Raw genomic sequence first — 12,750 nt, 5'->3', positions numbered from 1 at the left:
AAAAAACAATATCAATTGTAAATAAATGAAAGCAAAAATTACGTCTTCACTAATAATTTCAACTTACAACTGGCCAGATGCACTAGAACTTGTTTTGGAGAGTATCCTTACGCAATCTGTTTTTCCAAACGAAATAATAATTGCTGACGATGGTTCCACAATTGAAACAAAAAATATGATAACTTTTTATCAATCTAAGTTTCAAATACCGCTAATCCATGTATACCATGAAGATACTGGTTTTAGGTTGTCAGAAATTAGAAACAAAGCAATGAAAAAAAGTACTGGTGATTATATTATTCAAATAGATGGAGATGTAATTTTGCATAAGTATTTCATTGAAGATCATCTCAAAATAGCCAAAGAAAACTATTTTGTAAGAGGGAGTAGAATAAAAATGAACGAAAATTTATCAAAAAAAATTCTAGAAAATAAAACCACAAAGATCTGTCTTTTTACCAAAGGAATCAAAAACAGAGGAAATGGAATTCGATTCCCTTTTTTGACTAAACTTTTGTTTTACAAAAAAGAAGATAAACTTAAAATGCTGGGTTGTAACATGGCATTCTGGCGTAAGGACGTTTTTAAAATTAATGGCTACGATAATAATTTACAGGGTTGGGGCTATGAAGACTCAGAATTAGCAGCAAGATTAATTAATTGTAATGTAAAAAAAAAGGTGATGAAGAATATGGGTATAGTATACCACATTTATCACAAAGAAAGGAACACTGATTCGGCAAATTCGAATTATAATGTTCTAGAAAAAACTGTAAATTCTAACCTAAAAATGGCTAAAAATGGTATAAATAACTTTTTAAACGCTGACAATAACAATACCGAAAATACTAATTCATAACTAATCCAAACCATATAGTTTTACTTGTATTAACAAAGCATTTACTATATAATTTGTTAAGGCAAAGATGAATTAACAAATGAAGCCGGATTACTATTTCTACTACACAAAAAAGCGATTCTTAATGATTTTTATTTGTAAAAAACAGGAAACAATCTCAATAAAATTCATTTTTAAAAATTGGGAATTGTTTCGTTTTGTTCCATCAAAATTGCATTTAACTTACTAAAAACATCCATTTACATAAATTTACGTTTTTAAACAATTTAAAAAAAGTTGAATTTTACGATTTCCAGAATTTTAGTTGCTTTTTTAATCTTCGTCTTTTTAAAAATTGTTCTTGAAATTGGTTCGTAAAAAACCACATTTTCTCAAAAATGATTGAACTCGTTTCACTATAAAATTTAGCATATTCTTCACTCATAATTTCCAACATTTCTTTTTTTGGCGTAAGCCTAGAGAAATTTTGCATTCGTTTATTAAAATCCATTTTTCTATCAAAAGCCATTCTATTCAAATCGACCAAAAAGAATTCATATTTTCCGTTTGGCATTTTCTTAATCAATGTATTTCCAGCTGAATGATCTGAAAAAAATATTCCTTTTTCGTGTAAATTGAAAGTGAATTTGGTAAACTGTCTTAAAATATTTTCATGATCTGGATAATCTGGATACCAAACCAATTCTCTAAAAGTTAATTCCGTTTCAAGTTGCTCACTAACATAAAAACTATTAGTTAAACCTAACCAATTATAATTTTCTAAATAAGCAATGGGTTGTGGAGTTCCAATCCCTTTTTCCAATAAGATTGTAGCGTATTCAAAGGAACGTCGGGCTTTTGATTTTCTAAAATATTTATAGGCAATTTTATTAATTAAATGAGGGATTTTAAACGATTTAATATTTAAAATAAAGTGCTTACTCTTAAAAAATTTTATTTCATTACGGTTCCCTTTTACGAGAAGAGTTCCCTTAGAATGAAAATCATTAACCAAGTTTACAATCTCTTCTTTACTAAATGGGGCATTTGAATTAATCTTACAGATCATTATATATTTTTTTGCAAATGTTTTAATTATGTCAAATCGGTATTTAAAGAAAATCAACCTAAAGAACGCATAACTTTAGAATCGAATTTTATATTGTAAATTTGCATTATTAAAAAATATGCAGCATTTACAACTCCTTTTTTTTTGTAAACCACCAAATATAAATAAAAATAACGTCAAACTGTATAAAACAAATCAAATTAACATGAAGGTTTCATTACTCATTGCTACTTATAATTGGCCTGAAGCTCTTTTATTGGCTTTAGAAAGCGTTCAAAATCAATCCGTTTTACCAAATGAAATAATCATTGCTGATGATGGTTCCAAAAACGAAACTCGACAATTAATTAATAATTTCAAAACAACAACAGCTATAGAATTACATCATATTTGGCAAGAAGACATAGGATTTCGTTTGGCAAAAATTAGAAATAAAGCTATTGCAAAAGCCCAATTCGAATATATTATTCAAATCGACGGCGATATAATCCTACACAAAGACTACATAAAAGACCATATTAATTATGCAGAAAAAAGCACTTTTATTACTGGCCCCAGAGTACTTTTATCAAAAGAAGCAACTCAATTGGCTTTAACGAATAAAATAACAACGTTTAATCCTTATACAAAAAACATCAAAAATAGGTTCAATGCTGTTCATTTTCCACTTATAAATCAATTCATTAGACCTAAAAAAGCTCCTATCGAAAAATTAATTTTTAAAGTTCGTGGTTGCAATATGAGTTTTTGGCGTCAAGATTTGTTAGATGTTAACGGATATGAGGAAGATTTCAAAACTTGGGGCAGAGAAGACTCTGAATTGGCCGCTCGATTAATAAAAAAAGGTGTCGGATTAAGGAAATTAAGATTAGCGGGGATTCAATATCATTTGGATCACAACGAACAAGATAAAAACAATATTGAACTTAACAACGCCATTTTAGAAAAGAATAAGACAACAACTTCTTTTTGGTGCAAGAATGGGATAACAAAATAAATTATGAAAATTTGTATTATCAGTTATGATTTTTTCGGATATGACAAACATATCATTCTAGAACTCCAAAAAAATGGTGTTGAAACAACGCACATTGATTTAAACAAACATAAATTTTCCTATTCAAGTTATTCCCAAAAGGTCTATAATTTTTTTTCCAAAATATTTCTTAATAGAAACTTAAAAAAAGTAAAGCTAAATCAATTCATTTTTAATCAATTAGACCATATTGGTTACCAAGATCAAATTTTAGTTATTCGTCCAGATTTAATTTCAAAAAAAGCACATCTTAAAATAAAAAAATATACCTCAGTATACAATTGCTATCTATATGACAGCAGTAAACGATTCAAAATAAAACATCTGACAAAAAATATTTTTGACAACATTTATTCATATGATTTAGATGATATCAAAAAGTTTAATTTCATCCCTTTAACAAATTACATATTTATTGATAAGATTATAGTCCAAAAAAAATATCAGAATACGATTTTCTTAGTTATGTCCCTTGATGAAAGATTACCAATCCTTTGTCAAATTTTAGAACAACTTGAGAAAATAAACATTAAGTCAAAATGTATTGTGGTAAGTAATCATAATTACAGACCGGAAAATACGAATAAAAATATAGAATTTAGAAAAGATAAAATCCCAGCAATTAAGGTCGAAGAAATGATGAAAAATTCTGAAATTTTTCTAGATTTAATTAGAAAAAACCATACCGGATTAAGTTTTAGAATTTTTGAAGCATTAGCTATGCAGAGAAAAATAATAACTACGAATCAATCTATTAAGAATTATGATTTCTATAATCCTAACAATATTTTAGTAATTAATGAAAACAATATAAAAATAAACAAATCTTTTTTTGAAACATCATACCAACCTTTAAAAGACGAAATTTATTATAAATACACTATTCAAAATTGGGTAAAAACGATATTTAATTTATAAAAACCTTGCTTTAACAGCCTATATTTATACTATTTTTTTAACACATATACAATAAGCTTAATCTACTCATCATTAGAAATATTGTGATACATTAAAATGAGCAATCGAGTCATTTCACAATTTTAAGTTTAGCAAATAAATGTAAATTATTACATTTGCTTTTTATATACCTCAAAAATAGAAATCAATATAATTTGGAACCAAAAATAACAGCACTAGCAATCACTTTGAACGAAGAAATTAACGTGAAAAGATATATCCAAAGTTTATCTTTTGCCGATGAAATTATTTTTATAGATTCAAATAGCACTGATGCTACAGTTTCAATAGCAAAAGAACTTGGAGTAAGGGTAATCCAAAGAAATTTCGATGATTTTTCAAAACAAAGAAGTTTTGCAATCCAGCATGCAAAAAATGATTGGATTGTATTTTTTGACTTAGATGAAATCATCACTCCGGAACTTGGAAAAGAAATTGTTTCTGTCATTTCATTACAAAACGATTTTGCTGCCTATTATGTAAAGAGAATTTCTTTTTTTCTAGGAAAACAAATTAAATATGGCGGCTGTCAAACTGATAAATGCATTAGAATATTCAACAAAAAATACTGCTCCTATAACGGTAATTTAGTTCATGAGTCAATTACAACTAATGGTAAAACAGGTTTTTTAAAAAATCGTGTCAATCATTACAGCTATAAAAGCTTTGAAAATTACAATGAAAAACTAAATTTATACAGTAAACTACAGGCAGAAACGCTATATCTAAAAAATAAGCGTCCTAATTTATATCATTTTTTTATTCGTCCACATTACCGTTTTTGGTGGCAATATATATACAGATTAGGCTTTCTTGATCAAAAAGAAGGATTTATTTTAGCATATATTCATTCTTTTGCAGTATTTAAACGTTACTTTCAGCTTTGGATGATGCATCGAAAGATTGATTGATTGATTGATTGATTGTCTATTTCAAATGCATCTACATATAACCCATTCTTTTTTTTTGAAAATATAATCTTGATTTTATTCTGAAAAGCAAATCTGAAATTACAAAAACAATGAGTATATCAATAGTATATAAATCAATAAAATTTGATTTTATTTGATTTACTAAGGCTTTTAAATATTGATAATTACATACCATCTAGTTTTTTTTGCATCAACAAAATTGATGTTGTTATTTTCATATTCTTTCTTTAGGAAAGGATTTTCAACATCAAAAACAATATTTTCAGCCCCAAGTTTTATTAATTCAGGAATCACATCAATCATTTGCTGTTCATTTCCTCCTCAACCAATAGCTAATAAAACATGTGGTATTTTCATGATTTTTATTCGTTTCTTTGTAAATTACAAACCTGTCACTTGTATTTTAAATATTAAAAATGGAAAATATAAACATAGAAATAAATAAAGCCTACGAAGTCATAAAAGAAGGCGGTATTATCCTCTATCCTACAGACACTGTTTGGGGAATTGGTTGTGATGCAACAAATGCTGAGGCTGTCGCCAAAATATATAAACTCAAACAAAGACCCGAAACCCAAAGCATGATTGTTTTGATGAATGGCGAAAAAATGATGTACAACGTGTTCAAGGATATCCCGGAAGTTGCCTGGCAGATTATGGATTTATCCGAAAATCCAACCACATTAATTCTCGACAAACCAAGAAACGTGGCTCCCAATTTAATAGCACCCGATAATACTTTAGGAATTAGAATTGTAAAAGAACCTTTCTGTTTTAAATTATTGGAAAAAATGAAAAAACCATTGGTTTCAACATCGGCAAATATTTCTGGGAAACCTACTCCAAAAAGTTTCAAAGAAATTAGCCCCGAAATTATAAAAGGCGTTGACTATGTTGTAAATTTGCAGCGCGAAAAAATTGCAGGAAAACCTTCAACAATTATAAAATTGACGAATGATTCTCAGGTGAAAGTGATTCGGAAATAGTTTGCAGTATTCAGTTTTCAGTTTTCAGTTTAGCAACTTTAGACTATAGACTTTAAACATTTTTAAAATGAGCATCAAAACTTCATACAAAGAAGCCTTAAACAATAAAATTTTCGAAGTCATTTCTAAAGCTTCCCAAGAACTTAACGTTGATAGTTATGTAATTGGTGGATTCGTGAGAGATTTGATTTTAAACAGAGATTTCAAAAAAGATATTGATATTGTTGCCGTTGGCAGCGGAATCGAATTAGCCTTAAAAGTTTCCCAATTACTTCCAAAAAAGCCAAAAGTTCAGGTTTTCAAAACCTATGGCACAGCGATGTTGCGTTTTGAAGATACTGAAATTGAATTTGTAGGCGCCCGAAAAGAATCGTATCATTTTGAAAGCCGTAATCCGGTTGTAGAAAACGGAACCCTTGAAGACGATCAAAACCGTCGTGATTTCACTATAAATGCTTTGGCTTTATCTTTGAATGCTAAAAACTTTGGTGAATTATCCGATCCTTTTAATGGTCTGGAAGATTTAAAAAACAAAATAATCAGAACACCTCTGGATCCGGATATTACTTTTTCTGATGATCCTCTGAGAATGTTGAGAGGTATTCGTTTTGCGAACCAATTAGGCTTTGATATCGAAGAAAATTCGCTGAAATCAATTGCAAAAAATGCAGAGCGAATCAAAATTATATCCGGGGAACGTATTGTTGACGAACTGAATAAAATCCTTTCGACAGATAAACCTTCCGTAGGATTTTTACTATTATTCAAAACTGGACTTTTGGACATCATTCTACCGGAATTGACTGCTTTGAATCAAGTCGAAGAAATTGAAGGTCACACACACAAAAATAATTTTTACCACACCTTGGAAGTCGTTGATAACATTTGTCCAAATACGGATGATGTGTGGTTGCGATGGGCCGCTTTATTACATGACATTGGGAAAGCACCAACCAAACGTTTCAACAAAAAACAGGGCTGGACCTTTCATGGACATGAGTTTTTAGGCGGTAAAATGGCCAAGAAAATCTTTGAACGTTTGCATATGCCTTTGAACCAAAAAATGAAGTTTGTGCAAAAAATGGTTATGATGAGTTCACGTCCTATCGTTTTATCACAAGATACCGTTACAGATTCTGCTGTGCGTCGTTTGGTTTTTGATGCTGGTGAAGATGTAGAAAATCTAATGACTTTGTGTGAGGCCGATATCACCACCAAAAATCCTAATAAATTCAAGAAATACCATAGCAACTTCGAAATTGTTCGAAAGAAAATTGTAGAAGTGGAAGAACGTGATCATGTTCGTAATTTTCAACCGCCGATAACTGGTGAAGAAATTATGGAAATCTTCAATATCAAACCATCTAAAGAAATTGGAATGCTTAAAGAAGCCATCAAAGAAGCGATATTAGAAGGAGAAATCCCCAATGATTATCAGGCGGCGTTTGATTTTATGCTAAAAAAAGCGGTAAAAATTGGACTAAAGATTAACGCTTGTTGAATTAACAATTCATCACATTTCAAATATCTTTGTATAAATTAATTTCAAAAATGAAAAAAGAGAATAATTACGTTATCATTTGGTTATTATCAGGATGCTTATTATTATTTCTAATGGTTGTTGTAGGAGGAATTACCCGATTGACCAACTCTGGTTTATCAATGACCGACTGGCATTTAGTTACTGACACTTTCCCACCGTTGACCGAGGAAAAATGGTCACAGGCTTTTGAAGAATATAAAAAATTCCCAGAATACCAAAAAATCAATATCCACAATGATTTTACGCTAAGTGATTATAAATTTATCTATTTCTGGGAGTGGTTTCACCGTTTTATAGGAAGAATTATTGGTTTGGCATTTATTGTTCCTTTTGTCTATTTCTTGTTCAAAAAACGTCTTTCGACTGCAACCATAAAAAAATGTGCTGTTTTACTTTTTATGGGGGGTTTTCAAGGATTTTTAGGATGGTTCATGGTACGCAGCGGTTTAATCAATGATCCGGACGTTAGCCACTTTAGACTAGCATTACATTTAACTTTTGCGTTTATCACATTCGCTTATACACTTTGGGTTGCTTTGGATCTTATCTATCCTGAAAAGAAAAAAATAGAAAAATCATTGCGAACAATTGCTCGCGTAGCTTTGGCGCTTTTATTATTGCAAATAATTTATGGCGGATTTGTTGCTGGCTTAAATGCTGGTTTAATACACAATCACTGGCCCTTGATGAGTGATGGACAATTTATCCATGACAGTGTTTTTCTGGAACAAAAAAACCTGTTTTTAAGTTTTACCGAAGGAAAAAGCGGGGTTCAATTTGTACACCGAACATTAGCTTATTTTGTAGTTGGTATGATTGTTTTATTATACTTCAAAAGCATGAATTTCACCTTAGACAAAGCTCAGAATAATGGAATTAAAATGCTCTTATTACTCGTCTTTGTACAGTTCGTATTAGGAGTTTTAACGTTATTATATGGTGTTCCTTTGTGGTTGGGATTAATTCATCAGATTAGTGCTTTTTTCTTATTGACTGCAATGACTTTTACTTTACACCGATTATCAAAATAATTTTTTCGCTATTTGTACCTGACTATATTGTCGCATTTCTTTGTTCATAAACGCAAATGTCTAAACTTGCTGCTCAAGATAAATTTTTAGATTTATCCGATTACGGAAGGCCATTCGGGAAATTTTTAGCGAATCAGTTAAAAAATACCCGATTTACTCCCATTCATGTTACGCTGCTTTTTGGGCTTACAGGTCTTATCGCCATTTATTGTATTTTACAAAATCAGTACCTATTAGCCAGTTTTTTTATTGTTTTGAAATCAGGAATTGATGCTGCTGATGGAGAACTGGCTAGGATAAAAAACACCCCTTCTTACACCGGAAGATACCTTGACAGTGTCTTTGACATCATCTTAAACTTCTTGCTTTTCATGACCATTTGTTATGTTTCAAAAACGAATATTTGGCTTACTTTTTTAGCATTTATTGGTATTCAATTGCAAGGAACTTTATACAATTATTACTATGTAATTTTAAGAAACAAATCAGTTGGCGGAGACACCACCAGTAAAATTTTTGAATACAAATCACCCAAAGCTTTGCCCGGAGAAAGTCAAAAATCAGTCGATATTTTGTTCCGCATTTACACCATTGTCTACGGTGTTTTTGACAAAATAATTCACACACTTGACAAAGAGGCTTACAAGGTAAAAACATTTCCAAATTGGTTTATGACCTTGCTCTCTATTTACGGATTAGGGTTTCAATTACTGATTATTGCCGTTATGTTACCAATGGATTTAATCGAATACATCGTTCCGTTTTTTATCGTTTATACGTTGTTTATTTTCGTCCTGATTGGCATTAGAAAGACAGTTTTTAAGGTTTAAAACCATCATAGTAATAATCTATAGTATCTATTCATTATACTTATTATCAGAATATTAAAGACAATTACCTTATAAATAGATTTAATTAATAATTATTCTATAAAATAGTACCCAAAATCTATTAACCATAGCACTCACCAACAAAATTAAGCAACTTTTACAACTAATTATATAACAATTTAACCTCTATTTCTCCCCAACTTTGTAATAGAATAATTTTTAATTTAAAACTATATACGATGCCAAATTCAACAGAGATTAAAGGAAATTACAATGAATTGAAAGGTAAACTTAAACAAAAGTTTGCAGAACTAACAGATGACGATGTGTTATTTGAAGAAGGAAAAGAAGATGAAACTTGGGGCAAATTGCAACAAAAATTAGGAAAGACAGAGAAAGAAATTAAATCTTTGTTCGAATAATTTCAGGATCTAAAAATTGCTAAAACTGTTTCAAAAGCTGCTTTAAATATTTTCCGTTTTGGAAATTTGTTTAAGCTTTTGAAACAGTTTTTTTTATCTGTTCGTCAGCCAATCCAAGTTTTAAAATCGGAAACTTTTTCTCTGCTTACGATTACCCCATCATCCTTAAAAGAAGGTAAAATTAACTTCAACCGAGAGTTGCTGTAAAGGACTATTTCTTTGATTGCCTTCAATGGAATTATAAATTTTCTACTCACACGGAAAAAGTCTTTCGGATCTAATTCTTGCTCCAAAACTTCCAAAGTATTTTCGATTAAATAATTTCTGTTATCGAAAGTATGAATGTAAGTTCCTTTATTTTCACTAAAAAAACATTCTACCTCATCAATAGAAATAACTTTCAAATGTTGCCCGATTTTCACCGTAAACCGTTTTTTATAATTTTTTTCAAATGGGTTCGTCAACATTCTTTTGATTTGCTCAAAATCCAACCCGAAGTCCCGGGTGCCAGTTTCTTGTTTTGGCAACCGCATTTTAAACTTAGAAACCGCCACTTCTAAATCATCCTCATCTATAGGTTTCAAAAGATAATCAATGCTGTTTAATTTGAAAGCGCGCAACGCATATTCATCATAAGCCGTCGTAAAAATTATAGCACTTTTGACAGCTACTTTTTCAAAGATTTCAAACGATAATCCATCCGATAATTGAATGTCCAAAAAGATCAAATCCGGATGTTCATTATTAGAAAACCAAGCAATAGATTCTTCTACCGAATGCAGCATCACTCCTACTTGAATATTTAACTTTTCAAGTTTTCTTTGGAGTAATCTGGCCGCTGGTTTTTCGTCTTCAATTATGATTGTGGTCATCATTTATATTTAAGTTTTCAAAAAGGATATTGTTTATTTTGTATGGACTAATCGAACACGTGTTTCTCCAATGATTGCCATTTTTGTTTAATATTTATTTTTTGATTTCGGCAAAGATAGATTGGAATATTATTTTCTTCTTCGATTGCATATTTGTGTTTTATGATTTTCACTAATTTATAGTCTGCAAAAACCCTTTCGACGACTTCTTTTTCATTACCAATACTTATACAAACTTGTCCGCTGGTAGTCCCAGCTCCCCAAAGCCAAAAACTTCCATTGCTACAAATTGGATTTGGCAATCCATACTTTTTTCCAATGATTTCTATTGCTCCGGCTTCACCATAATTTTTAGCCATAATAACGCAATTCTCTTTGTCTTTTGCGGGCAATGATTGGTATACACTATCAACTAATTTCACTTGTTCTTCCCAACCAAACATATCAGCATAATCATCTGTCAGCTGAATGCGCCCATTTTTTTGCATTTCTAAACCGTAGTAACTAATGTAGGTTTCTATTGGCAAAATAGCAATCGCCTGAGGCAAAAAAGGAATTATTGGAAGAAATATCACAGAGGATACCGCATAATTCCATCTTGGTCTATTTTGCAATAATTTTTCAATTTTTACCGCTCCAGCGGCGAATAATACTGGGTAAATAGCAAAGAAATAATATGCCTTAGACTGCATGATCCACATACTGGCAAATATCACCAAAGCTGCGATTCCAAACGTTTTATACTTTTTTAAATCCTTATCGAAAAAGTAAGCGAAAAGCCCGATTAGGCTTATTGTTAATGTGAAAGGATGTTTCAATTGCTCTATTGCAAAATCAAAAGGACCATTCTCATCCAGCTGACTTTCTTTTAACTTTTGCAAATGCAGTAACAGTGGAAAATGATGGTTTATTTGCCAAATCAAATTTGGCAATACAAGTAAAAAAGTGATTAATCCTGAGATATAAAACCATTTATTCCTGAATAATTTTCCTTTTTCGTAAAACAATAAACCCACTACAACTCCTAATCCCCAAACCAATAGGGTGTACTTATTCATTAAACCAAAACCTGCAGAAATTCCAAGTAAAAGAAGAAATTTCACATTCTTGGTGTTAAAATACTTAATCAAAAAATAAAATCCAAGTGTCCAAAAAAGCTGATCGAAAGCTACGGGCTGGAATAACATATGATTGCGATAAAAAGGAACAAAAGCTAAAACAGAAACTCCTGCTAACAAAATTGCTTTTATTTTCCCGCCCAATTCTTTGGCAATCAAACAACAAATCACAAGAATTGCAACTCCCGCCAATGTAGAGAAAAACCGAACACCTAATATCGAATATCCAAAAACAAAATGGGCAATTTTGCCAACAAAAGCAATAAAAGGCGGAAATTCAAAATACCCCCAATCTAAGTGCTCACTTACAGATAAATGCAATAACTCATCCCGATGAAATCCATAATTCCGATTTCCGACTAGATGAATACAAAGTTTAATTAAGGCTAAAATGATTATAGTTGGTAAATATTTTTTCAAGTTTAAGTATTTAAAGTTTGGAATTTTAAAAAGACACGAGAGCAAGCTGAGACTGAGTTTTTACTCCCATTTGTCACTTTTTTCATTCTCCATAAACTCTTTAATCTTGCGATCTTCCCAGCTTTTTCCAAAAATCCAATTAGGCATAAAAGTAGAAAGTGCATGTGAGAACAATCCAATCCCCCAAAAGAATGCCGTAGTAAAAATCCTCCATTGAAAAAAACTTTCACCAGCATCTAAATCCTGATAATTGACTATCAAAATCATTAGATTCACTACCAAATAGACTGTTAAATGGGTATAAAAACCTTTAATTTTTTTTACACGTATCAAAGCTTCCTGATACTGCAATTCTTCTATTGAATTTGTTTCCATAATCTCAGTAGTCTTTATTTTTTTCATTTTCCATCAATTCATTAATCTTTTTCTCTTCCCAATTCGCTCCTAAAAAAGGCATATAATTAAACACCTTCATTGCGTGAAAAGCTAAACCGATTCCCCACCAAAATAATGGCCACAAAAACCATAAATATTCTGGAGATGTATTCAAATTTATAATTGCTAACGAAACTATGACAATAACATAAGCCGTTAAATTTCTATATAACCCTTTTATTCTTTCTACTTGTCTTTTAGCCTGAAGATATTTTTGTGAGTCATTCCTATTTATTTCCATATTTTTATTTTCAAAAAAGT

General features: G+C 30.6%; 15 protein-coding genes. 9 read left to right on the top strand and 6 right to left on the bottom strand.

All coding sequences use genetic code 11. The annotated features are described in order from the left end of the window. Positions 1-25: 25 nt before the first annotated feature. The gene (locus ACFX5E_RS07715) at positions 26-859 is read left to right on the top strand and encodes a glycosyltransferase family 2 protein (RefSeq protein ID WP_379854611.1); all 834 of its coding nucleotides are present in this window, start codon (positions 26-28) and stop codon (positions 857-859) included. 283 nt (positions 860-1,142) lie between these two features. Here the strand turns inward: ACFX5E_RS07715 and ACFX5E_RS07710 are convergent, their stop codons facing one another. After that, positions 1,143-1,907: a lipopolysaccharide kinase InaA family protein gene (locus tag ACFX5E_RS07710; RefSeq protein ID WP_379854610.1), complete on the bottom strand. Its 765-nt coding sequence runs from the start codon at positions 1,905-1,907 to the stop codon at positions 1,143-1,145. A 205-nt stretch (positions 1,908-2,112) separates the two neighbouring features. Between ACFX5E_RS07710 and ACFX5E_RS07705 the strand changes: the two genes are divergently transcribed. The 3 genes from ACFX5E_RS07705 to ACFX5E_RS07695 all read left to right on the top strand — a co-directional run bounded on the left by ACFX5E_RS07705 (position 2,113) and on the right by ACFX5E_RS07695 (position 4,811). Beyond that, positions 2,113-2,904 carry a glycosyltransferase family 2 protein gene (locus tag ACFX5E_RS07705; protein WP_379854609.1) on the top strand — a complete coding sequence of 264 codons (792 nt, stop codon included), beginning with the start codon at positions 2,113-2,115 and terminating at the stop codon, positions 2,902-2,904. Between the two features lie 3 nt (positions 2,905-2,907). After that, complete coding sequence (locus tag ACFX5E_RS07700; RefSeq protein ID WP_379854608.1) at positions 2,908-3,861, top strand: WaaS/CpsH family glycosyltransferase; 954 nt, start codon at positions 2,908-2,910, stop codon at positions 3,859-3,861. Positions 3,862-4,055: 194 nt separating this feature from the next. Further along, complete coding sequence (locus ACFX5E_RS07695; protein WP_379854607.1) at positions 4,056-4,811, top strand: glycosyltransferase family 2 protein; 756 nt, start codon at positions 4,056-4,058, stop codon at positions 4,809-4,811. Positions 4,812-4,982: 171 nt separating this feature from the next. On the opposite strand, the gene ACFX5E_RS07690 is transcribed toward ACFX5E_RS07695, so the two are convergent. Next, positions 4,983-5,135, bottom strand: a complete 153-nt coding sequence (locus ACFX5E_RS07690) for a hypothetical protein (protein WP_379854606.1) — start codon at positions 5,133-5,135, stop codon at positions 4,983-4,985. 113 nt (positions 5,136-5,248) lie between these two features. Here ACFX5E_RS07690 and ACFX5E_RS07685 point away from each other — a divergent pair, with 113 nt between their 5' ends. The 5 genes from ACFX5E_RS07685 (at position 5,249) to ACFX5E_RS07665 (ending at position 9,644) form a co-directional block, all read left to right on the top strand. Then, positions 5,249-5,818: an L-threonylcarbamoyladenylate synthase gene (locus ACFX5E_RS07685; RefSeq protein ID WP_379854605.1), complete on the top strand. Its 570-nt coding sequence runs from the start codon at positions 5,249-5,251 to the stop codon at positions 5,816-5,818. 67 nt (positions 5,819-5,885) lie between these two features. Beyond that, positions 5,886-7,319, top strand: coding sequence for a CCA tRNA nucleotidyltransferase (locus ACFX5E_RS07680; protein WP_379854604.1), 1,434 nt, complete (start codon positions 5,886-5,888; stop codon positions 7,317-7,319). A gap of 50 nt (positions 7,320-7,369) precedes the next feature. Continuing rightward, the gene (locus tag ACFX5E_RS07675) at positions 7,370-8,392 is read left to right on the top strand and encodes a COX15/CtaA family protein (protein WP_379854603.1); all 1,023 of its coding nucleotides are present in this window, start codon (positions 7,370-7,372) and stop codon (positions 8,390-8,392) included. A gap of 56 nt (positions 8,393-8,448) precedes the next feature. Beyond that, entirely contained in the window at positions 8,449-9,222 is a 774-nt protein-coding gene (locus ACFX5E_RS07670) for a CDP-alcohol phosphatidyltransferase family protein (RefSeq protein WP_379854602.1), read from the top strand. A 239-nt stretch (positions 9,223-9,461) separates the two neighbouring features. After that, the gene (locus ACFX5E_RS07665) at positions 9,462-9,644 is read left to right on the top strand and encodes a CsbD family protein (RefSeq protein ID WP_073207301.1); all 183 of its coding nucleotides are present in this window, start codon (positions 9,462-9,464) and stop codon (positions 9,642-9,644) included. A gap of 104 nt (positions 9,645-9,748) precedes the next feature. Here ACFX5E_RS07665 and ACFX5E_RS07660 read toward each other — a convergent pair whose 3' ends face one another. The 4 genes from ACFX5E_RS07660 to ACFX5E_RS07645 are packed head-to-tail and all read right to left on the bottom strand — an operon-like array spanning position 9,749 to position 12,730. Next, positions 9,749-10,516: a LytR/AlgR family response regulator transcription factor gene (locus ACFX5E_RS07660; RefSeq protein ID WP_379854679.1), complete on the bottom strand. Its 768-nt coding sequence runs from the start codon at positions 10,514-10,516 to the stop codon at positions 9,749-9,751. Positions 10,517-10,563: 47 nt separating this feature from the next. Next, positions 10,564-12,054, bottom strand: a complete 1,491-nt coding sequence (locus ACFX5E_RS07655; RefSeq protein WP_379854601.1) for an ArnT family glycosyltransferase — start codon at positions 12,052-12,054, stop codon at positions 10,564-10,566. A 60-nt stretch (positions 12,055-12,114) separates the two neighbouring features. Continuing rightward, complete coding sequence (locus ACFX5E_RS07650; protein ID WP_379854600.1) at positions 12,115-12,456, bottom strand: 2TM domain-containing protein; 342 nt, start codon at positions 12,454-12,456, stop codon at positions 12,115-12,117. Continuing rightward, positions 12,434-12,730 (bottom strand): 2TM domain-containing protein, encoded by a 297-nt coding sequence (locus ACFX5E_RS07645; protein WP_379854599.1) that lies wholly within the window; start codon positions 12,728-12,730, stop codon positions 12,434-12,436. Before ACFX5E_RS07645 ends, ACFX5E_RS07650 begins: the two co-directional genes overlap by 23 nt. Between the last annotated feature and the right edge of the window lie 20 nt (positions 12,731-12,750).

Origin of the sequence: Flavobacterium xylosi, from assembly GCF_042787345.1 — a bacterium.
Classification (GTDB): domain Bacteria; phylum Bacteroidota; class Bacteroidia; order Flavobacteriales; family Flavobacteriaceae; genus Flavobacterium; species Flavobacterium xylosi.
This window is presented reverse-complemented; position numbering and strand designations above follow the sequence as displayed.

Coding starts and splice junctions, on each gene's coding strand:
- ACFX5E_RS07715 (WP_379854611.1), top strand. CDS start 26: ATGAAAGCAAAAATTACGTCTTCACTAATAATTTCAACTTACAACTGG.
- ACFX5E_RS07710 (WP_379854610.1), bottom strand. CDS start 1,907: ATGATCTGTAAGATTAATTCAAATGCCCCATTTAGTAAAGAAGAGATT.
- ACFX5E_RS07705 (WP_379854609.1), top strand. CDS start 2,113: ATGAAGGTTTCATTACTCATTGCTACTTATAATTGGCCTGAAGCTCTT.
- ACFX5E_RS07700 (WP_379854608.1), top strand. CDS start 2,908: ATGAAAATTTGTATTATCAGTTATGATTTTTTCGGATATGACAAACAT.
- ACFX5E_RS07690 (WP_379854606.1), bottom strand. CDS start 5,135: ATGATTGATGTGATTCCTGAATTAATAAAACTTGGGGCTGAAAATATT.
- ACFX5E_RS07685 (WP_379854605.1), top strand. CDS start 5,249: ATGGAAAATATAAACATAGAAATAAATAAAGCCTACGAAGTCATAAAA.
- ACFX5E_RS07680 (WP_379854604.1), top strand. CDS start 5,886: ATGAGCATCAAAACTTCATACAAAGAAGCCTTAAACAATAAAATTTTC.
- ACFX5E_RS07675 (WP_379854603.1), top strand. CDS start 7,370: ATGAAAAAAGAGAATAATTACGTTATCATTTGGTTATTATCAGGATGC.
- ACFX5E_RS07670 (WP_379854602.1), top strand. CDS start 8,449: ATGTCTAAACTTGCTGCTCAAGATAAATTTTTAGATTTATCCGATTAC.
- ACFX5E_RS07665 (WP_073207301.1), top strand. CDS start 9,462: ATGCCAAATTCAACAGAGATTAAAGGAAATTACAATGAATTGAAAGGT.
- ACFX5E_RS07660 (WP_379854679.1), bottom strand. CDS start 10,516: ATGACCACAATCATAATTGAAGACGAAAAACCAGCGGCCAGATTACTC.
- ACFX5E_RS07650 (WP_379854600.1), bottom strand. CDS start 12,456: ATGAAAAAAATAAAGACTACTGAGATTATGGAAACAAATTCAATAGAA.
- ACFX5E_RS07645 (WP_379854599.1), bottom strand. CDS start 12,730: ATGGAAATAAATAGGAATGACTCACAAAAATATCTTCAGGCTAAAAGA.